Raw genomic sequence first — 22,441 nt, forward strand, 5'->3', positions numbered from 1 at the left:
AAGTCTCGTTCCATGACCCGCAAATCCCGCTTCAAGGCCTCCGGCCCGAACGACGCCTGGTTCGCCGGCGCCTGTTTGATCGGCCTGATCGTCTGGGGCCTGGCCTCCAGAGGCGAGGCCCAAGAAGCCAAGGGCCCCGACGTGGCCTTCAACGTCGCCGTCGGCTCGGACTACGTCTTCCGCGGCGTCAGCCAGACCGAGGAAGACCCGGCGATCTCCGCCGGCTTCGACCTGACGTCGGGCAGCTTCTACGCCGGGGCCTGGGCTTCCAACGTCTCCTACGCCGGCGACCCCGACACCAACGCCGAGATCGACGTCTACGGCGGTTATCGCGCCGAAATCTCCGGCTGGGCCGTGGACGTGGGCGGCGTCGGCTACATCTACACCAACCAGCCGAACGGCGCGGACTACGACTATGTCGAGGCCAAGCTGGCCGTCTCCCGGGCGGTCGGCTCCGCCACCGTCGGCGGCGCGATCTTCTATTCGCCCGACTTCTTCGGCGCGTCGGAAGACGAAGCCACCTATGTCGAGGCCAACGCGGCCTTCAGCCCGGCGGACAAGTGGACCGTCTCGGGCGCCCTGGGCCGTCAGTTCGTGTCGTCCGACTTCGACTATACGACTTGGAACCTGGGCGTGGCCTATCAGCTGACCGACACCCTGGTCCTGGATGGCCGCTACTACGACACGGACGAACACGCGTTCGGCGCGGTCTATGACAGCCGCGTCGTCGCCTCCATCAAGGCCGTCTTCTGATGCTCCAGTCGTTCCGCCCCGCGATCGTCATGATCGCCCTGTTCACCCTGCTGCTGGGCCTGGCCTATCCGCTGGCGGTTACGGGCATCGCCCAGGTCGCGTTCCCGGCCCAGGCCGACGGCAGCCTGATCCGCGACGCGGACGGCACGGTGCGCGGCTCGGCCCTGATCGGCCAGCCCTTCGCAGAGGCGCGGTATCTGCATCCGCGCCCCTCAGCGGCCGGGGACGGCTACGACGCTTCGGCCTCGTCGGGATCCAACCTGGGTCCGCTCAACACGGACTTGGCCGAACGGGTGCGCGCAGACGCCGACGCCCTCCGCGCCGAGACTGGCGCGACGGTGGTTCCCGCAGACGCCGTAACCACTTCCGCCTCGGGCCTCGACCCACACATTTCTCCGGCCTACGCTCGCCTGCAAGCAGCGCGCGTGGCGCAGGCGAGAGGCGTGGAAGCAGGCGTGGTGCAGCAGGTGATCGACCAGAACACCGAGGGCGCATTCCTCGGTTTCATCGGCCAGCCGCGCGTCAATGTGCTGTTGACCAACCGGGCGCTGGACGCCCGCTTTCCCGTCGCGCCCTGACTTGCCTGATACGCCGTCCCCGCCGGATCCCGCGAAGGTCGCCGCCAAGCGAGCCAAGCGCGGTCGATTGAAGGTTTTCCTCGGCATGTCGCCGGGGGTCGGCAAGACCTATGAAATGCTGCGCGCCGCCCGCCGCCGAAGGGCCGAGGGCGGCGACGTGGTCGTCGGGGTAGTCGAGACCCACGGCCGACGCGAGACCGAAAGCCTGCTGCGCGGGATGGAGGTGATGCCGCGCAGCCCGATCGACTACAGGGGCCGCGTCCTGATGGAGTTCGACATCGACGCGGCCCTGGCGCGCAAGCCCGACCTCTTGCTGGTCGATGAATACGCCCACTCCAACGCGGCTGGTTCGCGACATCCCAAACGCTGGCAGGACGTGGAGGAGATCCTGTCCGCCGGCATCGACGTCTGGACCACGCTGAACGTCCAGCATCTGGAAAGCCTGGTCGAGGTGGTGTTGCGCATTACCGGCGTGCGCCAGCGCGAGACGGTGCCCGACAGCGCGCTGAGCCGCGCAGACGCCATCGAGGTGGTGGACATCACGCCCGACGAACTGCGCCAGCGGATGGCCGAGGGCAAGGTCTATGTGCCCGAAACGGCGCGGCTGGCCTCGGAGAATTTCTTCAAGGTCGAGAACCTGACGGCCCTGCGCGAACTGGCGCTGCGCCGTGCGGCCCAGACCGTGGATGACCAGCTTCTGGCGACGCTGCGCGAACGCGGAGTCGAGGGTCCTTGGGCGGCGGGCGAGCGCATCCTGGTCCTGGTCGGGGGCGACGCCATGGCCGCGTCTCTTGTGCGCGCGGGCCGTCGCCTGTCCGACATGATGATGGACGCGCCCTGGACCATCGCCCACGTCGAACGACCCAGCCGTTCCGTCTCCGGGCCGGAGAGGACCGCCCGGCTCAGCGAAGCCTTCATCCTGGCCGAGCAGTTGGGCGGGCGGACGGTCGTCCTGACAGGGGACGACGTGGTCAAGGCGGTGATGGATTACGCCCACCGCAACAATGTCACCCAGATCGTCATCGGCAAGGGTCGAGACAGCCGCATCAGCGAACTTCTCGGTCGCTCGCTGGCCGCCGAACTGCTGCGCTCGGCCAAGGGTGTGGCGCTCCATGTCGTCACCGAGCCGGGGGGCGCGCCGGCTGGACGCGCGTTGAAAGACTTGGCGGTGCCTCAGTCCCGTCACTGGCGCGGCTATGCGGTCGGAGCCGTGTTCGTCGCGGTCGCGACCGCCGTGACTCTCGGTTTGGACCGGGCCTCCGAGCGCGTCGATCTCGGCATCGTCTATCTTTCCGCCGTGCTGGCGGCGGGTGTGGCGCATGGACTTCGGCCGGCGCTGGCCGCCGCCACGATCGCCTTCCTGACCTACAACTTCCTGTTCCTGGAACCGCGCTACAGCTTCGTCATCGGTTCGCCGACCGACCTGCTCACCCTGGTCGTGTTCTGGGCGGTCGCCCTTGTCACCGGGGGGCTCGCCGGGCGCGTGCGCGATCAGGCCCGGAACGCCCAGCGGCGGGCTTCGGCCGTCTCGGCCTTGCTCGCCGCCAGCCGGGCCTTGTCCGCCGCCGAGGGCAAGCTGGCCACCGCGACGGTTCTGGCCGAGCAGACCGCCGCCGCCGCCGGGGCCAAGGCCGTGGTGCTGCTGCCTCACGACGGCGACATCGCCCCTGTCGCCGGGTCTCCGACCTTGGAACCGCTGGGGTCCGCCGCCATGGCCGCCGCGCGCTGGGCCTGGGAGCGTGGCGAGCCCGCCGGATACGGCACGGGCACGTTGCCCCAGGCGAGTTGGACCTTCCGCCCCCTTCAAGGCGTTCGCTCCCGGTCCGGCGTCGCGGGGATCGGAGCGGACTCCCTCGCGCCCGGTTCAGACGAAGAGCGTCTGGCCCTCGCGTTGCTTGAACAGGGCGCAGTGGCGCTGGAACGGGCGCAGCTGGCTGGCGATGCGGTCGAGACGGAAACCCTGCGCCGCACCGACCGTTTTCGCGGCGCCCTGATGAACTCGGTCAGCCACGACCTGCGCACTCCGTTGTCCACCGTTCTCGGCGCCGCCACCACCCTGATCGACTATGGCCCGACTCTGAAACCCGAGGTGCGCAAGGACCTGCTGCTCAGCATCCGCCAGGAGGCCGAACGCCTCAGCCGATACGTCGGCGACCTGCTGGACATGACCCGGCTTGAAGGCGGCGCGCTCAACATCAAATCCGACTGGACCGATGTTCGCGATGTTTTGAACGCGGCGGTCGAGCGCGTCTCGCGCCGGCTTGGATCGCGCCGTCTGACCCGCGACTTCCCCGCCCAACTCAGCGTGGTCAGTCTGGACCAGGGCCTTCTGGAGCAGGCCCTGGTCAACATCCTGGAGAACGCCATCGCCTACAGCCCCGACGGCTCCGCTATCGAACTGGCCGCCTATGAGGACCGCGGCTCGGTGGTCATCAGCATCGAGGACGAGGGCAAGGGCATCCCCACCTCCGAGCTGTCGCTGGTCTTTGACAAGTTCCGCCGCATGGAGGAGCAGCCGGACCGCTCCCACGGCGCAGGTCTGGGCCTCGCCATCGCCAAGGGGTTCGTCGAGGCCATGAGCGGCCGAATCGCCGCCGCCAGCCCGATCCTGGGCGACCGGGGCACGCGCATCCTGATCAGCCTGCCCAAGTCTATCGTCACCCACCCCGATCTGCTCTAGCCTTCCGGATGGCCGCGCTCCGCCCCCAAGTCCTCGTCATCGACGACGAGCCGCAGATACACCGCTTCCTGTCGCCGGCGCTGGACGCCGCTGGCTATGACACGAAGCGCGCCGACAGCGGGCAGGAGGGTTTGCGCGGGATCGCCCTATGGTCCCCCGACGCGGTGGTGCTTGACCTCGGCCTGCCGGACATGGACGGCAAGGATGTGCTGGCTCGCGCGCGAGAGTTCTACAAGGGGCCGGTCATCGTGTTGTCGGCCCGCGACCGGGAGGCCGAGAAGATTGCGGCACTGGATCTGGGAGCCAACGACTACGTCGAGAAGCCGTTTGGCGTCGGCGAGCTGCTGGCGCGCGTCCGCGCCACCCTCCGTCAAACCTCGGCCCGTCCCACAACGTCGGGTCCGATCAAGATCGGCGATGTGTCGATCGACCTCGAACACCGACGGGTCGAACGCGCCGGCGTCGCCGTGCGGCTGACGCCAAAGGAATACGAAGTTCTGGCCCACCTCGCGCGGGACGCCGGCAAAGTGATCGGCCACGCGGCCCTCCTGACGGCCGTCTGGGGCGCCGCCCACAAGGACGACACCCAGTATCTGAGGGTGCTCATCGGCCAGCTTCGGCAGAAGCTGGAAGCCAACCCTGCCCATCCGCAGCTGATCGAGACAGAGCCGGGGGTGGGCTACAGGCTGAAGACTTAGCCTTCGCCGCCCTCTTCCTTTCCGATCTCGGCCTTGCGTTTCGCAGGGAGCGCCGCTCGCCTACGCGGGAAATCCGTCGACCCAGGCGCGGATCAGCTGGTGGGCGATGGCGGTGGGGGGCGGGGCGGCGAGGACGGGGTGGGCGCCGGACAGCAGGGCGCGGGCGTCCGCGCGCGTCAGCCAGGCGACGGCCTCGAGTTCGGTCTGGTCCGGGCGGGCCTCCTCGCTGTCGACCTCGGCGATCAGGCCGATCATCAGCTGGGACGGAAAGGGCCAGGGCTGGCTGGAGTGGTAGCGGGCGCGGGTGACGCGCAGGCCCGCTTCCTCGGCCACCTCGCGCGCGCAGGCCTCTTCGATGCTTTCGCCGGGCTCCAGGAAGCCGGCCAGGGCGGACATGCGGCCCTGGGGCCAGGACGCCTGCCGGCCGAGCAGGCACAGGGGCTCAGGGCCGCCGTTGAAGACCGGCAGCATGATGACCACGGGATCGACGCGGGGGAAATGCTCGGTTCCGCAGGCGGGGCATTTGCGCTTCCAGCCGCCGGCCGCGGTGCGGCTCTCGGTTCCGCAGGCGGCGCAGAAGCCGTGACGCCGGCGCCAGTCGAACAGGCTCTTGGCCGCGCCCGCCATGGCCGCCTCGCCGTCCGGCAGGATGGCGGCGGCGGAGCGCAGATCGGAAAAGACGCCCATGCCCTTCAGCGGCCCTTGGGCCGGATCGGCCGAGCCCTCGATCTCGACCGCGAAGACGGGCGCCTCGCCGTCCAGACCCAGGAACAGGTCGCGGTCCGGAGCGATGTCGCGCGCATGGGCCAGCGACAGCCAGACAAGGGCGCCGTCGTCGCTCAGCAGCGGCCGGCCCTCCCACAGCACCAGGGCGCGCGCCTGAGGGTTCGCCTCCTGCTCGGCCAGCCAAGCGGGGTCCTGGCGAAGGTCGCCGGCGCGGTCGAGCGGCGAACCGGCAAAGGTGTTGATCGGCGTCATGGCGCCACTTAGCGCGCCTGCACGGTCGGGGAGAAGGGGCGGGGAGAAGGGTTGAAAGCGCGCGCGCCGCCTGCCATATGCCGCCACGGAGATCGGTGCGGGCGAAGGCTTCGCCAATCTGGTCAGGGCCGGAAGGCAGCAGCCACAACGAATTCCCCTTCGGGTCGTGTCGGTCTCCACCCTCCCTTCAAGTCTCGGATCGCGCGCGCCCCACGGCGGGAACCGACGCGCGCGGCGACCGCTCCCTTGGCCTCAAAGCAAGGGAAGGCGCACATGAGCATCTTTGGAAAAATCCTCGGCGGCATCTGGGATCGGGCGAAGTCCGGTCCGGGCGGCCACAGCAAGCCCAAGGCCGCGCCCGAAGGCGCCCAGCCGCGCATCCAGCCGCAGGTGCAGCCGCAACCCCAGGCTCAGGCCCCCACGCAGCCGCATCCGCAAGCCCAGCCCGCGCCAGCTCCGGCGGCTCAGCCCGCGCCTTCCGCACAGGTCGTGGATATCGAAGAGGTGCTGGACGGGCTGAACGCCGAGCGGGACCAGAAGCTGAACTGGCGCAGCTCCATCGTCGACCTGATGAAGCTGGTCGGCATGGAAAGCTCGCTGTCCGAGCGCAAGGAGCTGGCCGACGAGCTGGGCTACACCGGCGACAAGTCGGATTCGGCGGCGATGAACATCTGGCTGCACAAGCAGGTGCTGAAGCGGCTGCGCGACAATGGCGGAAAGGTCCCGGCCGACCTGGCCGACTGATCCGCGAGGACGCGAGGCGGGCGGCGGCGTTCGCCTCGCGTTAACTGGTCCGGCGACATTGTGCCGTCCTAGCAAGTTCCGGGCCATGTCGCGCCCGGCGGGGACCAGGCGCGGTGATCGGGCAGAGGCTGGAGGTCAGGCAGGGGCAGGGGCTGGTCATCACGCCCCAGCTGCAGCAGGCGATCAAGCTGCTGCAACTGTCGAACCTCGAGCTGGAGGAGTTCGTCGAGACCGAGCTGGAGCGCAATCCGCTGCTGCAGCGCGAAGAGGCGGACGCGCCGGCCGAAACCGCCGTCGAGGCGCCGGCAGCCGACGGGGAACTGAGCTTCAACACCGACGAGGGGCGAGAGGCCCTGGGGGCGGTCGACGCCTCGTCCGACGACCTCTACGGCGACGCGGCGCCGGGCGAGCGCGGCGGCGACCGCATGACCGATGCGGCCGATTCCGCGCAGCCGGGCCTGTCCGACTGGTCGCGCGTGGGATCGGGCGGCGGCTTGCCCGAGGGGGATGACAGCGAGCGGCCGGACACGCGCGCGCTGTCGCTGTGGGAGCATCTGCGGGCGCAGGCGGCGACCGCCGGGCTGTCGCCGGCCGACCACGGCATCGCCCTGACCCTGATCGACGCCACCGACGAGGGCGGCTATCTGCGGGGCGAGCTTGCGGAGTTCGCCGACCGGCTGGGCTGCGATCTCCAGCGGATCGAGGCGGTGCTGGCGACGTGCCACGGTTTCGAGCCGACGGGCGTGATGGCGCGGTCCGTGCCCGAGTGCCTGAAACTGCAGCTGATCGAGCGCAACCGCTTTGATCCGGCCATGGCGGCGCTGCTGGACAATCTGGAGATGCTGGCGCGGCGGGACCTGCCCGGGCTGCGGCGCGTCTGCGGCGTGGACGGCGACGACCTGCAGGACATGATCTGGGAGCTGAAGGCCCTGACGCCGCGACCCGGCGCCGGGTTCGGCGGCGAACCGGCCCAGACGGTGGTTCCTGATGTCCATGTGCGGCCCGATCCGGCCGGCGGCTGGAAGGTGGAGCTGAACAGCGACACCCTGCCGCGCCTGCTGGTCGACAAGCGCTATCACGGCGTGGTGGCGGCGGGCGCGCGCTCCGACACCGAAAAGACCTTTGTCGCCGACTGCGCGGTGCAGGCGAACTGGCTGGTGAAGTCGCTGGATCAGCGCGCCAAGACCATCCTGAAGGTCTCGTCAGAGATCGTGCGTCAGCAGGACGCCTTTCTGGCGTTCGGCGTCGAGTTCCTGCGGCCGCTGAACCTGAAGACGGTGGCCGACGCCATCGGCATGCACGAATCCACCGTCAGCCGCGTCACTTCCAACAAATACGTCTCCACGCCGCGCGGGGTGTTCGAACTGAAGTTCTTCTTCACGGCCGCCATATCCGCCACCGACGGGGCCGCCAGCCACTCGGCCGAAGCCGTCCGTCATCGGATCAAGACCATGATCGACGGCGAGGGGGAGGGCGGCGACGTCCTGTCCGACGATCGCATCGTCGAAGTGCTGAAAGAAGCGGGGGTCGATATCGCGCGGCGAACCGTCGCCAAGTACCGGGAAGCGTTGCGGATTCCGTCGTCGGTGCAACGCCGGCGCATGCTCAAGACCGGCTGAGGCTGACCACAAAACGGTGATCCGGTTGACACCAAAGCCGGGCCGTCGCGTTCTGTGTGCATGCAAGTCCAAGTCAGTGGAAAGCAAGTGGATGTCGGCGAAGCGTTAGGCTCGCGCATCTCCCAGGAACTCGAAGAGGGCGTCGGCAAATACTTCGCCCGAGGCGGCCAGGACGCCGAGGTGATCGTCGCCAAGGACGGTCACGGCTTCAAGGTCGACTGCTGGGTCAGGCTGGCGTCCGGCCAGACGCTGGTGACGACCGGCCTGGGCGCCGACGCCCACTCGGCCTTCACCGAAAGCCTGGACAAGCTGGAAAAGCGGGTGCGCCGCTACAAGCGCCGGCTGAAGGACCACCACATTGGGCCCAAGGGCCTGTCGCCCGAAAAGACCGAGGATGCGGCGCGCGAAGTGGCTCGCTCCATCGTGTTGCGCGATCCGGACACCGTCGAGGATGAGGACTTCGGCGATGCGAACGAGCCGGACGGCCCGCCCCCCGTCGGCATGGTGATCGCCGAAACGCAGTCGGAAATCCGCACCATCACCGTGGGTCGCGCGGTGGCCGAGCTGGACATGACCGGTTATCCGGTGGTGCTGTTCCGCAACGCCGCGCACGGCGGGCTGTCGGTGGTGTATCGCCGCCCCGACGGGAACGTCGGCTGGATCGATCCCGAGCGAACCGTCACGAACGGTCACGCCAACGGGAACGGTTCGTCACAATAGAGCTTTAAGGCGCGGCTCGGGTCGTCGACAGGCGACCCGAACGCCGCTGCTTGTGAGTCGGGGACTTCAGAAGATGGACATCAGCGATCTGCTCGCGTCCGAAGGCGTGAAGCTGCGCGCCGGCGCGTCGTCCAAACGCCAGGCCCTGCATCTGGTGGCGGGCGCGGCGGCGCAGGCCCTGGGCCTGACCGAGGCCGAGGTGTTCGAGGCGCTGATGGAGCGCGAGCAACTGGGCTCCACCGGCCTGGGTTGCGGCGTGGCCGTGCCGCATGCGCGCCTCACGGGGCTGGACCGGGTCGCGGGCGTGCTGGTGCGGCTGGACCAGCCGGTGGCCTATGATTCCGTGGACGACCGGCCGGTGGACGTTCTGTTCGCCCTGTTTGCGCCGCCGTCGGACGGCACCGAGCACCTGCGGGCGCTGGCGGCGGTGTCGCGCGCGCTGCGGTCGTCCGAACTGCGCGAACGCCTGCGCCAGGCGCGGACCGTGGATGCAGTCAGGGCGTTGTTCGTCAAGGATACGGCGGCCGTGGCCGCCGCCTGATCCTCTTGTCTCAGTGAACGGAGACCGGCGCCAGTTCGTGCGCCACGGCGGCGGCGAAGGCGGTGTCGCGATCGACCATCACGGCCAGGCGCTCGCCGTCGGCGCTGTGCACCGCATACAGCGACTGCTCCGGATCGATCTCCAGATCCTGCATCTCGGCGGCGTCCGCCATCAGGTCCGACGCCTTGACCGGGCGCACATAGACGAGGTCGGGGGCGCCCAGTCCCTTGAAGTCTTCCTTGGTCATCATCATCGGCGTCATAGGACCGCCTCCTTGCAATAAGGCAACGCCCGGATGGCCGAGCGGTTCGCCAAGTTGTGGATCAGCCAACGGAAATGGGGATGCGCCGCACGGCGCGTTCCGTTTCCGGGCGGATCAGATCGACGTGCAGCAGGCCGTGCTCCAGCTTGGCCCCCGCGATTTCCAGCCCGTCGGCCAGGACGAAGCTGCGCACGAAGCCACGCGCGGCGATGCCCCGGTGCAGAAAGGCCTGCTCGCCCCGGTTCGCCTCGTCGCGCTTGCCGGCGACCGTCAGCTGGCGGCCCTCGACGGTGACGGCCAGCTCGTCCGGCGTGAAGCCGGCCACCGCCAGGGTGATGCGGACGGCGTTCCCGGAGGTCTGTTCGACGTTGTAGGGGGGATAGCTTTCGGCCGCGGCCTTGGCGGCGCGGTCGATCAGGGCGCGGGTGTGATCAAAGCCCAGCAAGAACGGGCTGTCGAACAGAAGGGTGCGCGTCGTCATCTCGGGTCCTCGAACAAGCGACCTGCCGGCAGTCGCCCCCCGCATTCGGCAGGGCGTCCGGACGGGATGAAGATGGGGATGGACGCCGCAAGGATCAACCGACGTCGCCCCCGGTCGTCGCCCGAGGATGACGGACGAGCGAGCGCGAAAGTCCCTAGTGCAGGGTCTCGCCGTGCTGGGTGTAGTCGAGGCCTTCGACCTCTTCGTCCTTGGACACGCGCAGGCCGGTGGTGAACTTGCAGATCATCAGGACGATAAAGGTGCCGACCGCGCTCCAGGCCATGGCGCCGGCGAGGCCCACGGCCTGCTTCCAGACGGTGGCGGCGTCGGCCAGCGGATTGACGGCGGCCGTGGCGAAGACGCCGGTCAGGAGGGCGCCGACGATGCCGCCGATTCCGTGCACGCCGAATGCGTCCAGGCTATCGTCGTATTTCAGCGCGTGCTTCAGCCAGACGGCGCCGGCATAGCAGGCCGGGCCGGCGATCAGCCCGATCCAGAAGGCGCCCTTGGGGTCGACGAAGCCGGCCGCCGGCGTGATGGCGACCAGGCCGCCGACGATGCCGGACAGGAGGCCCAGCAGGGTCGGGCGCTTACGCTCGATCCACTCCACGGCCGTCCAGCCGATGGCGGCGGCGGCGGCGGCGAGGATGGTGTTGAAGGCGGCGGTGGCGGCGAGCGCATCTGCCGCGCCGGCCGAACCGGCGTTGAAGCCCAGCCAGCCGACCAGCAGCAGGCCCGTGCCGATGGCGCTGTAGGCCAGGTTGGACGGCGCCATGTTGTCGCGGCCAAAGCCATGGCGCGGCCCCAGCACCAGGGCGCAGACCAGCCCCGCGACGCCGGCATTGACGTGAACCACCGCCCCGCCAGCGAAGTCCAGCACGCCCAGGCCGCCCAGATAGCCGCCGCCCCACACCTGGTGGCAGATCGGCGCATAGACGATCAGGTGCCACAAGCCAAAGAACAGCACGGACGCCGAGAACTTCATCCGCTCGGCGAAGGCGCCGGCGATCAGGGCCGGGGTGATGATGGCGAAGGTCATCTGAAAGGCCACGAACAGCAGTTCCGGCAGGCCGGGCAGAAGGCTGTGCGCCGTCTCGGCCGTGACGCCGTTCAGAAAGGCGGCCTGCACGCCGCCGATCAGCCCGTTCGTCGCTTCAGACCCCTGACCGAACGACAGCGAATAGCCGAGAAGGAACCACAGGACGCTGACCACCGCGAAGGCGGCGGCGGACTGGGCCAGGACGCTGATGATGTTCTTTTTCCTGACCATGCCGCCGTAGAACAGGGCGAGGCCCGGCAGGGTCATCAGCAGCACCAGAGCCGTGGATGTCAGGATCCAGCCGGTGGCGGCGTTGTCGATCGCCAGCGGCGCCTGGTGCGCCAGAAGCGCAGGCGAGGCCAGCGCAGGCGCAGCGAGCAGCGACGCGCCCGTGACGACAAGGGCGGCGGAGATGGCTTTGGTCATGGGCGTCGGGCTCGGGGAGGAGGCGGGACGGTGAAGCTTCACGCGGAAGTCTTAAGGCGTTCCGACGGTCTGACAATCGCCGTGTGCGGAAGGATGCGCACGAACCGCCGCACTGTGTTCGCCCAGTCACCCAGGAGCCGTCGCGCCAGCGGCGAGGCGGTGGCCGCTCCGTGGGCCTCGATCAGGTCGCGCAGCCGCAGCGATGCCTCCTCGTCCATGTCGGCGAGCCCCGCCAGGTCGCCGTTCAGGGCCAGGCGCGTGCGACCGTCCGCATCCAGCACGAACAGTTCGCCGCCGCTCATGCCCGCCGCGAGGTTCCAGCCGACCGGACCCAGCACCGCGACCCGCCCGCCGGTCATGTATTCGCAGCCGTGCGCGCCCAGGCCCTCGACCACCGCTTCGGCGCCCGAGTTGCGGACGGCGAAACGCTCGCCCGCCATGCCGGCCACGAACAGCCGGCCGGAGGTCGCGCCATACAGGGTGGTGTTGCCGCAGATCAGCTGGCCCTCGCGCCAGTCTGGCGTGCGGATGGAGATGTCGGCGCCGGACAGGCCCTTGCCCACATAGTCGTTGGCCTCGCCCGTCAGATGCAGCTCCAGGCCCCGCGCGGCGAATGCGCCGAAGCTCTGGCCGGCGATGCCGTCCAGCTGGAGGCGCAGCCGCCCGGCCGGCCCCTGCGCGCCGAAGCGGCGCACGATGGCGGAGGAGACAGAGGCGCCCACCGTGCGCTGGGTGTTGTTCAGGGCGTAGGACAGCTCCAGCGTCTGGCCGCGATCCAGGAAGCGGACGGCGTCGCGCAGAACCCGCGCGTCCAGGCTCTCGGGCACCGGACGCCGGCCCTTGTCGGCCAGGCGGCCGGCCGAGCCCGCCTCGACCTGGACCAGCAGGGGATTGAGGTCGAGGTCGTCCAGGTGCGAGCCGCCGCGCCGGACCTGGCGCAAGAGGTCGGTGCGGCCGATGATCTCGTCCAGGCTGCGCGCGCCCAAGGAGGCCAGGATCTCGCGCACCTCCTCGGCGATGAAGGTGACCAGGTTGACGACCTTGTCCGGCGTGCCGGTGAACTTCTCGCGCAGCCGCTCGTCCTGGGAGCAGACGCCGACGGGGCAGGTGTTGGAATGGCACTGGCGCACCATCAAACAGCCCATGGCGATCAGGGCGGTGGTGCCCAGGCCGTACTCCTCGGCGCCCAGCAAGGCCGCGATCACCACGTCGCGGCCGGTGCGCAGGCCGCCGTCGGCGCGCAGCGACACTGAATCGCGCAGGTTGTTCAGCGTCAGCACCTGATGCGCCTCGGCCAGGCCGATCTCCCACGGCAGGCCGGCGTGCTTGATCGAGGTCTGGGGGGATGCGCCCGTGCCGCCGTTGTGGCCGGCGATCAGGATGGCGTCGGCCTTGGCCTTGGCGACGCCCGACGCGATGGCGCCGATGCCGGAGGCGGAAACCAGCTTCACCGTCACCTTGGCGTCGGGATTGATCGCCTTGAGGTCGTAGATCAGCTGGGCCAGGTCCTCGATCGAATAGATGTCGTGGTGCGGCGGCGGGCTGATCAGCGTGGTGCCGGGCACGGCGTGGCGCAGGCGGCCGATGAATTCGGTGACCTTGAAGCCGGGCAGCTGTCCGCCCTCGCCGGGCTTGGCGCCTTGCGCGACCTTGATCTCGATCTCGCGGCACTGGTTCAGATATTCGGCGGTGACGCCGAAACGGCCGGACGCCACCTGCTTGACCGCCGAGTTGGCGTCGTCGCCGTTGGGGCGGGGCAGGTAGCGCTCCGGGTCCTCGCCGCCCTCGCCCGAGACGGAGCGCGCGCCGATGCGGTTCATGGCGACGTTCAGCGTCTCGTGCGCCTCGGGGCTGAGGGCCCCCAGCGACATGGCCTGGGTCAGGAAGCGGCGGCGGATGTCCGAAACGCTTTCGACCTCTTCCAGCGCAACGGGCTGCAGGCCGTCGCGGAAGTCCAGCAGGTCGCGCAAGGACAGGTCCGGCTGCTGACGGACGGCCTCGGAATACTGGCGGAAGCGGCGGTAGTCGCCGCGGTTGCAGGCGTCCTGCAGCAGGTGAATGGTGCGGGCCTCATGGGCGTGGGCCTCGCCGCCCGCGCGGATGCGGAAAAAGCCGCCCATGGAGGGGACGGGGCGCGCCTCGCCCCACGCCAGGGCGTGCCGCTTGATCGCCGCCTGTTCCAGCCCGGACAGGCCAATGCCGGAGATGCGCGACGGGGCGCCGGGAAAGAACTCGGCGGTCAGGGCGCGGCTGAGGCCCAGCACCTCGAATTCGCAGCCGCCGCGATAGGCGGAGATGACGCTGACGCCCTTGCGCGCCAGGGTCTTCATCAGCCCGGCCTCGATGCCCTGCTTGTAGTTCAGGCAGGCGTCGCGCAGGCTCATGCCAGGATAAAGGCCCCGGTCCAGACGCTCCTGGAACAGGTCCTGCGCCAGCCAGGCGTTGACGGCGGTGGCGCCGGCGCCGATCAGGACGGCGAAGGCGTGCGGGTCCAGCGTCTCGGCCGTGCGGACCACGATGGAGCAGTAGGTGCGAAGTCCGGCGTCCGTCAGCCGCTTGTGCACCCCGGCGGCGGCCAGGATCATCGGCGCGGCGAGGCGAGCGGCGTCCGCGCGCTCGTCCGTCAGCACGATCAGGCCGGAGCCGCCGCGGGCTGAGGCCTCGGCCTCGTCCATGATGCGGTCCAGCGCGTGCCTGAGGCCCGAGCCGGGCCGGGCGCCCTCGGTCGGCAGCGGATAGGCGCAGTCGATCACGGCGGTGGAGCCGGCGCCCACCACGTTCAGCATCCGCTCGTACATGCCGGTGGTCAGGACCGGACTGTCCAGGACGAAGACGTCGGTCTGGGCCTCTTCCTCGGCCAGGATGTTGCCGAGGTTCTTGAAGCGCGTCTTCAGGCTCATCGCCCCCGCTTCGCGCAACGGGTCGATCGGCGGGTTGGTGACCTGGCTGAAGTTCTGGCGGAAATAGTGGGCAAGCGGGCGGGGCTGGGCCGACAGCACGGCGGGCGGGGCGTCGTCGCCCATGGAGCCCACCGCCTCCTTGCCGTCGCGGACCAGGGGATCGAGCAGTAGGTCGAGGTCCTCGCGGCTGAAGCCGGCGGCGATCTGGCGGCGCACCAGGGCCTCGCCGGACGCGGCGCGCGGCTCGGGGCCGGGACCGATCAGCGGTTCCAGATCGACCATGTTGCCCAGCCAGTCGCCGTAGGGGTGGGCGGCCGCCAGCGCGTCCACGGCCTCGTGCTCGTCGTAGAGGCGGCCGTGCTTCAGATCGACGGCGATCAGCTTGCCGGGGCCGATGTGCAGGCGGCGCTTGACGCGGCTTTCCGGGATCGGAACCAGCCCGGCCTCGGAGCCGGCCATCAGGAGGCCGTCCACGGTTTCCACGACGCGCAGGGGACGCAGGCCGTTCCGGTCCTTACCCGCCACGATCCAGCGGCCGTCGGCGGCGCAGATGGCGGCCGGGCCGTCCCACGGCTCCATCACCGCATTGCAGTAGGCGTAAAAGGCGCGGTGCGGCTCGGGCATGACGCCGTCGTCCTTGCCCCAGGCCTCGGGGATGAGCAGGGCCTTGGCCATGGGCGCGGGGCGCCCGGCGCGGACCAGCACCTCGAACACATTGTCCAGCGAGGCCGAGTCAGAGCCGCCCGGCTGGACCACCGGCTTGACCTCGCCGTCGCGAGCTCCGAAGGCAGAGGCGGCCATGCGGATCTCGTGCGACCGCATCCAGGTGAGGTTGCCCTTCAGCGTGTTGATCTCGCCGTTGTGGGCCAGCATCCGGAACGGCTGGGCCAGGCGCCACTCGGGAAAGGTGTTGGTCGAATAGCGCTGGTGGAAGACGGCGTAGGCCGAGACGAACCGCGGATCCTCGAGGTCCGGATACAGCTCGCCCAGCAGCTCGGCCCGCACCATGCCCTTGTAGGCGATCTGGCGCGCCGACAGGGTGCAGACATAGACGCCCGCCACGCCCTCGGATTGAACCGCCTTTTCGATGCGGCGGCGGCACAGGAACAGTTCGCGCTCCAGCGCCTCGCCGGCCAGCGGCGCGCCGGCGTCGTCCAGCGGCGGAGCCAGCATGATCTGCTCGATCTCGGGGCGGGTGGCGCCGGCCTTGGCGCCGACCACCGACAGGTCCATCGGCGTCTGACGCCAGCCGTAGATCCAGAAGCCGGCCCGCAGGGCCTCGGTCTCGATAATGGCGCGGGCGCGGTCCTGGGCGCCCAGATCGGTGCGCGGCAGAAAGATCTGGCCAACGCAGACGGGGCCGGGACGCAGGGTCTGGCCGATGGAGGCGACCTGGTCGGCGAAGAAGCCCTGCGGCAGCTCGGCCATGATGCCGGCGCCGTCGCCCGACTTGCCGTCGGCGTCCACCGCGCCGCGGTGCGCCACGGCCTTGAGGCTGCGGATGGCGTATTCGACCACGTCTCGGCGCGGCGAGCCGTCGATCGAGCAGACCAGGCCCACGCCGCAGGCGTCGCGCTCGGATGAGGGATCATAGGCGTGGGCATCGATCAGCCTTTGCCGATCGGCTTGGTACCGGGCCAGCCAAGTCATCGGCCCAATCCTCCGCTCATCCCCGCGAGGGCGGGGACCCAGTGCTGCGCCAGGAGATGTGGAGCCGGGATCGACATGGGCGACCCAGCAGCGCCGGCGAAGCGCCCAAAGATCTGGGTCTCCGCCTTCGCGGGGATGAGCGGGAACGGGAATATCACGCCGCGACCTCCTCGGTGCGGGACATCAGGTAGCGGTCGATCTCGGCGGCGGCGTCCTGGCCCTCGCGCACGGCCCAGACCACCAGGGAGGCGCCGCGCACCGCATCGCCCGCCGCATAAACGCCCGGCAGGCTGGTGGCGAAGCTGACCGAGCCGACGCGGATCGTGCCGTCTTCGCGCAGGCGCAGGTCGGGCTCGTGCGCGGCGAAGGGCTCGGGCGAAAAGCCCAGCGCCTCGATGACGATGTCGGCGGGGATGTCGAAGTCGGAATTGGGGACGGGCACGATGTCGGCGCGCTCGCCCGGACGCGGTTCGGCCAGAGCCATGCGCGCGGCGCGCACGCCCACCACCTGATCCGCGTGCGACAGCAGGGCCTTGGGCGCGGCCAGCCACTCGAAGCGGACGCCTTCCTCTTCGGCGTTGACCACCTCGCGAGCCGAGCCGGGCATGTTGTCGCGGTCGCGGCGATACAGGCAGGTGACCGAGGCCGCCCCCTGGCGCACGGCGGTGCGGACGCAGTCCATGGCCGTGTCGCCGCCGCCGATGACCACCACGCGCTTGCCCCGCGCCTCGTGCCAGCCGTCCACTTCGGCGTCGCCCAGGTCGCGGCGGTTCTGATGCGTCAGATAGGAAAGGGCGGCGACGGTCGAGCCCGGGCCACGGCCCGGCGCCGACAGGATGCGCGGCTGATAGACGCCCATGGCCAGCAGCACCGCGTCGTGTTTCTGGCGCAGCTGGGTCAGGGAAACGTCGCGGCCGACCTCGCAATCCAGTACGAAGTGCACGCCGCCGTCGATCAGCCGGTCCACGCGCCGCTGCACCACCCGCTTTTCCAGCTTGAAACCGGGAATGCCGTAGGTCAGCAGGCCGCCCGCGCGGTCGTGGCGGTCGTAAATCGTGACCTGATAGCCCTGGCTGCGCAGGCGATCAGCGGCGGCGAGGCCGGCGGGTCCCGCGCCAACGATGCCGACGGTATCAGGGCGCTCGATGCTCGGCCGGATCGGCTCGACCCAGCCGTTGTCGAAGGCCTGATCGCCCAGCCAGGCCTCGACCGAACCGATGGTGACGGCTTCCCAACCCGACTGGTTCAGGGTGCAGGCGCCCTCGCACAGACGGTCCTGCGGGCAGATGCGGCCGCAGATTTCGGGCATGGTCGAGGTCAGGGACGCCACACGCCAGGCCTCGCGCGCCTCGTGCTCGGCCGACAGCCGCAGCCAGTCGGGGATGTTGTTGTGCAGCGGGCAGGCGTTCTGACAGAAGGGCACGCCGCAGTCGGTGCAGCGCGCGGCCTGCGCCTCAGCCTTTTCGGTCGAGGGCGGCAGGGTGATTTCGCCGAAGCCGCGCGCGCGCAGCTCCGCCGAGGCCTTGGACAGGCGACGAGGCTCAAGGACAAAGGTCCCGCCCGGCTTGATGGTCTTGTGGGTCACAGCTGCATAATGAACAAAGCGCTGCCCGGCAGGCAATATCTTTCTTCTACGCCTGTACTGGTCGGCAAGCGGCGGCAAATCGTTGCGTCAGAGAGCTTGAGGCTGATTAGTTCCTGTCGCCTAGCAGCGCTCTTGCAGAACATCCCAAAAGGTTCCGGGGTGCGACATCAAGGAACCGCACCGCTTCCGAGGCGTTTTCGAGGCTTCGCCGTACCGTCTCAGGAGACCTTCATGCCGCGTTGGAACCAACCCCGCAGCGCGGGAGGATGGCTGACGGTCGTTCTGGGCGTCGTTCTTCTGCTGATCGGCGTGGTGCTGACGATCGGCGGGGTGCAGCTCGCGGCGCTGGGCGGCTCCTGGTACTATCTGATCGCCGGGATCGCGCTGGTGGTGTCTGGCGTGATGATCGTGCTGCGCGACGTGCGCGGGGCCTGGCTGTATGCGGCGACCTTTGTCGGCACCCTGATCTGGGCGCTGTGGGAAAAGGGCCTGGACGGCTGGGCTCTGGTTCCTCGCCTGATCGGGCCGCTGGTGCTGATGTTCCTGGTCATAGCCGCCCTGCCGGCGCTGAAGGGGCGCGGCGGACGCCGGCTGGCGGGCGTGAGCGCGCTGGCGCTGGTCGCGGCGACGGTGGTGTTAGGCGTCGTGGTGGCCCAGGCCAATCGCGCGCACATCGACAGTCCCGTGCCGGGTGCGCAGCTGAGCTATGACGACCCGGCGATGATGCGCACGGGCGCCGACTGGCCGGCGTGGGGCGGCACCGACAGTTCGCAACGCTATACGCCGTTGACGCAGATCAATCGCGACAACGTGGGCGGGCTGGAGCGGGCCTGGACCTTCCGCACCGGCGACCTGCCCGAGGAACGCTGGGGCGCCGAAACCACGCCGCTGAAGATCGGCGACACCGTTTATCTCTGCTCGGCCCGCAACAAGCTGTTCGCGCTGGACGCCGCCACGGGCCAGCAGCGCTGGACCTATGATCCGCAGGTGGCGGACGATCAGATCCCCTACACCGCGGCTTGCCGGGGCGTGACCTATCATGCGCGGGCGAACGCCAACCCGGCCGAGCCGTGCGCGACCCGGATCGTCGAGGGCACGCTGGACGGACGCCTGATCGCGGTCGACGCCCGCACCGGTCGGCCCTGCCCGGCGTTCGGCCAGAACGGCGCCGTCAGCATCAAGGTCGGCATGGGCGATCCCTTCCCCGGCATGGTGTCGATCACCTCGCCGCCGGTGATCGTGCGCGGCGTCATCGTCACCGGCCATCAGGTGCTGGACGGCCAGAAACGGTGGAACGCCTCGGGTGTGATCCAGGGCTTCGACGTCGAGACGGGCGCGCTGCGCTTCGCCTGGGACATGATGCGGCCGGACATCACCACCCTGCCGCCGCAGGGCCAGACCTATACTCCGGGCACGCCCAACATGTGGACCACGGCGACCGGCGACGAGCGGCTGGGCCTGGTCTATCTGCCGATGGGCAATTCGGCGGCGGACTACTATTCGAGCCTGCGCCGGCCGCTGGAGAAGCAGTACTCGACCGCGCTGGTGGCGCTGGACGTGCAGACGGGCAGGCCGCGCTGGCGTTTCCAGACGGTGCACAACGACGTCTGGGACTATGACCTGGGCTCGCAGGGCACGCTGATCGACTTCCCGACGGCGGGCGGCGTGGTTCCGGCGGTGCTGCTGCCGTCCAAGCAAGGCGACATGTATGTGCTGAACCGCGCCACCGGTCAGCTGCTGCACGGGATCGAGGAACGCCAGGTTCCGGTCAGCGGCGGCGTCGAACCGGGTCAGCGCGCGCGCACCCAGCCGTTCTCGCTGTTCGCCACGCTGCGAAAGCCGAACCTGACCGAGCGGGACATGTGGGGCATGTCGCCGATTGACCAGATGATGTGCCGCATCAACTTCAAGAAGGCGGACTACCAAGGCTATTACACCCCGCCGTCGACCAACCACTACATCACCTACCCGGGCTACAACGGCGGCTCGGACTGGGGCGGGGTGTCGGTCGATCCGCGGCGCGGCGTGATCGTGGCCAACTACAACGACATGCCCAACTACAACCGACTGGTGCCGCGCGACGAGGCGAACGCGCTTGGCTGGTTCCCGCGCGACGACCCGCGCTATCAGCAGCAGCAGCGCGAAGCCAAGGAGCGGGGCGGCAACCTGTCCAAGGGCGAGGGCGCGGGCGACCCGCAGATCGGCGTGCCCTACGCCATCGACGTCAACGCCGGCTGGCGCGTGAAGTGGACGGGCCTGCTGTGCAAGGAGCCGCCCTATGGCGGGATCACCGCCATCGACATGCGCACGGGCCGCACCCTGTGGGACCGGCCGTTCGGCACGGCGCGCAAGAACGGGCCGTGGAAAATCCCCTCGCACCTGCCGCTGGAGATCGGCACGCCCAACAACGGCGGCTCGGTGGTGACGGCGGGCGGGCTGATCTTTATCGCCGCGGCCACTGACGACCTGATCCGCGCCATCGACATCGAGACGGGCAAGACGGTGTGGTCCGACGTGCTGCCGGCCGGCGGCCAGGCCAATCCGATGATCTATGAGCAGAACGGGCGCCAGTACCTCGTCATCATGGCGGGCGGGCACCACTTCATGGAGACGCCCAAAGGCGACTACGTCATCGCCTACGCCCTGCCGCAGCGGTAGGGCGTCAGCGGGCCTCTCCCAACCGCATCAGCGGGCTTCGCCCAGGGCGGCGAGGCCCGCGCGCGACGGGCACAGGTCGGCGATGACGCAGGCCGAGCAGGCCGGCTTCCGGGCCGTGCAGGTGTAGCGGCCGTGCAGGATCAGCCAGTGGTGCGCCTTGGGCAGCCAGTCCTCGGGCACGATGCGGTGCAACTGCGCCTCGACCTTGTCGGGCGTGGAGGCGTTGGCCAGGCCCAGCCGATGCGAGACCCGGAACACATGGGTGTCGACGGCGATCGCAGGCTCGATCCCCAGTTCGTTCAGGACCACGCTGGCGGTCTTGCGGCCGACGCCGGGCAGGGCCTGCAGCGCCTCACGCGTCAGGGGCGTGACGCCGCCGTGCTGCTCCTGCACGATGCGGCTCAGCGCGATGACGTTGCGCGCCTTGCCGCGATAGAGGCCGATGGAGGCGATAAAGGGGATCAGGCCTTCTTCGCCCAGCGCCAGCATCTTTTCCGGCGTGTCGGCGACGGCGAACAGCCGCTCGGTCGCCTTGTTGACAGACACGTCGGTGGCCTGGGCCGACAGGGCGACGGCCACGACCAAGGTGAAGGGATTGGCGAAGTTCAGCTCGGTCTTGGGGTCGGGCATGACGCCGGACAGGCGGGTGAAGATCGCCTCCACCCTGTCCTCGTCCGGCGGCCAGGCCAGGATGGGGATGGCCGCGCCGGTCATGACGGCGGGACGTTTGGGCGCGGCCTTCTTGGGTCGGACGGTCTTGGCCTTCATGCCTCGCTGTCGCCGGGGGCGCGGACCGGGTCAAGGCCAAGCGCGGCCAGGACCTGATCGGCCGCGCGTTCGCCTTCGGTCCAGGCGCCGTGGGCTGTGCCGTAGAAGTCCAGCGCGGTGGCCTCGCCGGCGATGAAGATGCGATTTTCGATCGGCGCCGACAGTTTGGCGCGATCGCCGGCGCGGCCGGGCAGGGCGTGGGAATAGGCGCCGCGCGACCAGGGATCGGCGCCCCACATCGAGGCCGAGACGGGCTGAAGCCGCTTTCGCATGTCCGAACCCAGCAGCGAAACCAGTTCGTCCACGGCGAAGTCGAAGAAGGCGGCCGGCCCTTGCGCCTCCAGACCCCAGGCGAGGTCGGCGCCGAAATAGCCCTCGATCATCGGGCGGCCGAAGGGGCGCAGATGGTAGCCGCCGGTCTGGGCCGTGTCGCGGCGGCCCCACAGCTGGCTATCGGGCGGAAAGTCCTCGGCGCCGTCCACGATCATGTGCAGCTTGGACGCCAGGCCCAGCGGCACGCCCGATGCGGCCTCGAGCAATGAGGCGACCGGCGGCTCGATGCGGATCGCCTCCGACGCAATCAGGCTGGTGGGCGTGGTCAGCACCACCGCGCGGGCGTGGAGCGGGCCACGCGCGGTCTCGAGCCTCAGCAGCGCGCCCGAGCGGTCGATGCAGCGCACCGGGCAGTTCAGCACCAGCGAGGAGGGGTCGATCCCGCGCGCCAGCCCTGCGATCAGCCGGCCATAGCCTTCCTTGACCCGCCAGTTCACGCCCGTGTCTCGATAGGCGTCATAGTCGATCGTCGAAACCTCGGCGAAGCGCGCGCCGTTCAGGGCGCCCGAGATCGCGTCCATGCGCGCGTTCCAGCGGCAGTCGGGATCGAACAAGGCGGAGGCGGGCGGGTCCTGCCCCTCCTGCGCCGCCTTGGCCACCCGGTCCTCGAAGTCGGAAAAGGCCTGGCCGAACTCGGCCTGTTCGGCCGGGGTCATCTCGTGGTTGAAGGCCTGGCTTTCCCAAGGCGGCGGGGTCTTGTCGAGCGTCAGGCCTTCGGCCTCGACGCGAGCGGCCAGCGCATTGTCTTCGGCCGAATGCAGCCAGCCGCAGCCGAGATCGAGGCCGTGCGTAGCGCCCTGCGGGTCGCGGGTCTGAACCGTGTGCGCCCGTCCGCCCACCCGCTCGCGCGCCTCCAGCACCAGCAGCGACAGCCCGGGGCGGGCCAGGCGGCGGGCGGCGGCGACGCCGGCTGCGCCCGCGCCGATCACAGCGACATCGACTTGGCTGGGCAGGGGCGGGGAGGCGGAGGCGTCGGTCATGAGGCAGTGAAAACACGCGGAAACCGGTCGTGTTCACGCCGCGCACGA

The 22,441-nt window shown here is 69.7% G+C and carries 17 protein-coding genes and 1 other RNA gene; 10 read left to right on the forward strand and 8 right to left on the reverse strand.

The window, feature by feature from the left end; genetic code table 11:
* Positions 1-12 precede the first annotated feature (12 nt).
* Genes KY493_RS01625 through KY493_RS01640 form a run of 4 tightly spaced genes read left to right on the forward strand, consistent with a single transcriptional unit; the run spans position 13 to position 4,709 of the window.
* Positions 13-753, forward strand: coding sequence for a TorF family putative porin (locus tag KY493_RS01625; RefSeq protein ID WP_219897269.1), 741 nt, complete (start codon positions 13-15; stop codon positions 751-753).
* Positions 753-1,331: a potassium-transporting ATPase subunit KdpC gene (kdpC, locus tag KY493_RS01630; protein WP_219897270.1), complete on the forward strand. Its 579-nt coding sequence runs from the start codon at positions 753-755 to the stop codon at positions 1,329-1,331. Before KY493_RS01625 ends, kdpC begins: the two co-directional genes overlap by 1 nt.
* A 1-nt stretch (position 1,332) precedes the next feature.
* Positions 1,333-4,011, forward strand: a complete 2,679-nt coding sequence (locus KY493_RS01635; protein WP_370627343.1) for a DUF4118 domain-containing protein — start codon at positions 1,333-1,335, stop codon at positions 4,009-4,011.
* 8 nt (positions 4,012-4,019) lie between these two features.
* Positions 4,020-4,709, forward strand: a complete 690-nt coding sequence (locus KY493_RS01640) for a response regulator (RefSeq protein ID WP_219897272.1) — start codon at positions 4,020-4,022, stop codon at positions 4,707-4,709.
* A gap of 60 nt (positions 4,710-4,769) precedes the next feature.
* Here the strand turns inward: KY493_RS01640 and nudC are convergent, their stop codons facing one another.
* Positions 4,770-5,687, reverse strand: a complete 918-nt coding sequence (nudC, locus tag KY493_RS01645) for an NAD(+) diphosphatase (RefSeq protein WP_219897273.1) — start codon at positions 5,685-5,687, stop codon at positions 4,770-4,772.
* Positions 5,688-5,773: 86 nt separating this feature from the next.
* On the opposite strand from nudC, the gene ffs reads away from it, so the two are divergent.
* The 5 genes from ffs to KY493_RS01670 all read left to right on the forward strand — a co-directional run bounded on the left by ffs (position 5,774) and on the right by KY493_RS01670 (position 9,311).
* Positions 5,774-5,869, forward strand: an RNA gene (ffs, locus tag KY493_RS01650) — signal recognition particle sRNA small type.
* 91 nt (positions 5,870-5,960) lie between these two features.
* On the forward strand, positions 5,961-6,431 hold the full coding sequence (locus KY493_RS01655; RefSeq protein ID WP_219897274.1) for a DUF3597 domain-containing protein: 471 nt from the start codon (positions 5,961-5,963) through the stop codon (positions 6,429-6,431).
* Positions 6,432-6,544: 113 nt separating this feature from the next.
* Positions 6,545-8,050, forward strand: a complete 1,506-nt coding sequence (gene rpoN / locus KY493_RS01660; protein WP_219897275.1) for an RNA polymerase factor sigma-54 — start codon at positions 6,545-6,547, stop codon at positions 8,048-8,050.
* A gap of 60 nt (positions 8,051-8,110) precedes the next feature.
* Entirely contained in the window at positions 8,111-8,770 is a 660-nt protein-coding gene (gene hpf / locus KY493_RS01665) for a ribosome hibernation-promoting factor, HPF/YfiA family (RefSeq protein WP_219897276.1), read from the forward strand.
* Between the two features lie 73 nt (positions 8,771-8,843).
* On the forward strand, positions 8,844-9,311 hold the full coding sequence (locus KY493_RS01670) for a PTS sugar transporter subunit IIA (protein ID WP_219897277.1): 468 nt from the start codon (positions 8,844-8,846) through the stop codon (positions 9,309-9,311).
* Positions 9,312-9,321: 10 nt separating this feature from the next.
* Here the strand turns inward: KY493_RS01670 and KY493_RS01675 are convergent, their stop codons facing one another.
* The 5 genes from KY493_RS01675 to KY493_RS01695 all read right to left on the reverse strand — a co-directional run bounded on the left by KY493_RS01675 (position 9,322) and on the right by KY493_RS01695 (position 17,654).
* Entirely contained in the window at positions 9,322-9,573 is a 252-nt protein-coding gene (locus KY493_RS01675; protein ID WP_219897278.1) for a DUF1150 family protein, read from the reverse strand.
* Positions 9,574-9,634: 61 nt separating this feature from the next.
* Positions 9,635-10,054 (reverse strand): Hsp20 family protein, encoded by a 420-nt coding sequence (locus KY493_RS01680; RefSeq protein ID WP_219897279.1) that lies wholly within the window; start codon positions 10,052-10,054, stop codon positions 9,635-9,637.
* A 154-nt stretch (positions 10,055-10,208) separates the two neighbouring features.
* On the reverse strand, positions 10,209-11,519 hold the full coding sequence (locus KY493_RS01685; protein WP_219897280.1) for an ammonium transporter: 1,311 nt from the start codon (positions 11,517-11,519) through the stop codon (positions 10,209-10,211).
* Between the two features lie 38 nt (positions 11,520-11,557).
* On the reverse strand, positions 11,558-16,069 hold the full coding sequence (gene gltB, locus KY493_RS01690; RefSeq protein ID WP_219897281.1) for a glutamate synthase large subunit: 4,512 nt from the start codon (positions 16,067-16,069) through the stop codon (positions 11,558-11,560).
* 154 nt (positions 16,070-16,223) lie between these two features.
* Positions 16,224-17,654, reverse strand: coding sequence for an NAD(P)-dependent oxidoreductase (locus KY493_RS01695; RefSeq protein ID WP_219897282.1), 1,431 nt, complete (start codon positions 17,652-17,654; stop codon positions 16,224-16,226).
* A gap of 231 nt (positions 17,655-17,885) precedes the next feature.
* On the opposite strand from KY493_RS01695, the gene KY493_RS01700 reads away from it, so the two are divergent.
* Positions 17,886-20,312 carry a membrane-bound PQQ-dependent dehydrogenase, glucose/quinate/shikimate family gene (locus KY493_RS01700; RefSeq protein ID WP_219897283.1) on the forward strand — a complete coding sequence of 809 codons (2,427 nt, stop codon included), beginning with the start codon at positions 17,886-17,888 and terminating at the stop codon, positions 20,310-20,312.
* A gap of 27 nt (positions 20,313-20,339) precedes the next feature.
* Here the strand turns inward: KY493_RS01700 and nth are convergent, their stop codons facing one another.
* Positions 20,340-21,080, reverse strand: coding sequence for an endonuclease III (gene nth, locus KY493_RS01705; protein ID WP_370627344.1), 741 nt, complete (start codon positions 21,078-21,080; stop codon positions 20,340-20,342).
* Positions 21,077-22,393: an NAD(P)/FAD-dependent oxidoreductase gene (locus KY493_RS01710; protein ID WP_219897284.1), complete on the reverse strand. Its 1,317-nt coding sequence runs from the start codon at positions 22,391-22,393 to the stop codon at positions 21,077-21,079. The genes nth and KY493_RS01710 overlap by 4 nt, the downstream gene beginning before the upstream one ends.
* Between the last annotated feature and the right edge of the window lie 48 nt (positions 22,394-22,441).

The organism is Brevundimonas sp. PAMC22021 (genome assembly GCF_019443405.1).
Taxonomy (GTDB): Bacteria; Pseudomonadota; Alphaproteobacteria; order Caulobacterales; family Caulobacteraceae; genus Brevundimonas.

Coding starts and splice junctions, on each gene's coding strand:
- gltB (WP_219897281.1), bottom strand. CDS start 16,069: ATGACTTGGCTGGCCCGGTACCAAGCCGATCGGCAAAGGCTGATCGAT.
- KY493_RS01675 (WP_219897278.1), bottom strand. CDS start 9,573: ATGACGCCGATGATGATGACCAAGGAAGACTTCAAGGGACTGGGCGCC.
- KY493_RS01640 (WP_219897272.1), top strand. CDS start 4,020: ATGGCCGCGCTCCGCCCCCAAGTCCTCGTCATCGACGACGAGCCGCAG.
- nth (WP_370627344.1), bottom strand. CDS start 21,080: ATGAAGGCCAAGACCGTCCGACCCAAGAAGGCCGCGCCCAAACGTCCC.
- hpf (WP_219897276.1), top strand. CDS start 8,111: ATGCAAGTCCAAGTCAGTGGAAAGCAAGTGGATGTCGGCGAAGCGTTA.
- KY493_RS01685 (WP_219897280.1), bottom strand. CDS start 11,519: ATGACCAAAGCCATCTCCGCCGCCCTTGTCGTCACGGGCGCGTCGCTG.
- KY493_RS01655 (WP_219897274.1), top strand. CDS start 5,961: ATGAGCATCTTTGGAAAAATCCTCGGCGGCATCTGGGATCGGGCGAAG.
- kdpC (WP_219897270.1), top strand. CDS start 753: ATGCTCCAGTCGTTCCGCCCCGCGATCGTCATGATCGCCCTGTTCACC.
- KY493_RS01700 (WP_219897283.1), top strand. CDS start 17,886: ATGCCGCGTTGGAACCAACCCCGCAGCGCGGGAGGATGGCTGACGGTC.
- KY493_RS01670 (WP_219897277.1), top strand. CDS start 8,844: ATGGACATCAGCGATCTGCTCGCGTCCGAAGGCGTGAAGCTGCGCGCC.
- KY493_RS01680 (WP_219897279.1), bottom strand. CDS start 10,054: ATGACGACGCGCACCCTTCTGTTCGACAGCCCGTTCTTGCTGGGCTTT.
- nudC (WP_219897273.1), bottom strand. CDS start 5,687: ATGACGCCGATCAACACCTTTGCCGGTTCGCCGCTCGACCGCGCCGGC.
- KY493_RS01625 (WP_219897269.1), top strand. CDS start 13: ATGACCCGCAAATCCCGCTTCAAGGCCTCCGGCCCGAACGACGCCTGG.
- KY493_RS01710 (WP_219897284.1), bottom strand. CDS start 22,393: ATGACCGACGCCTCCGCCTCCCCGCCCCTGCCCAGCCAAGTCGATGTC.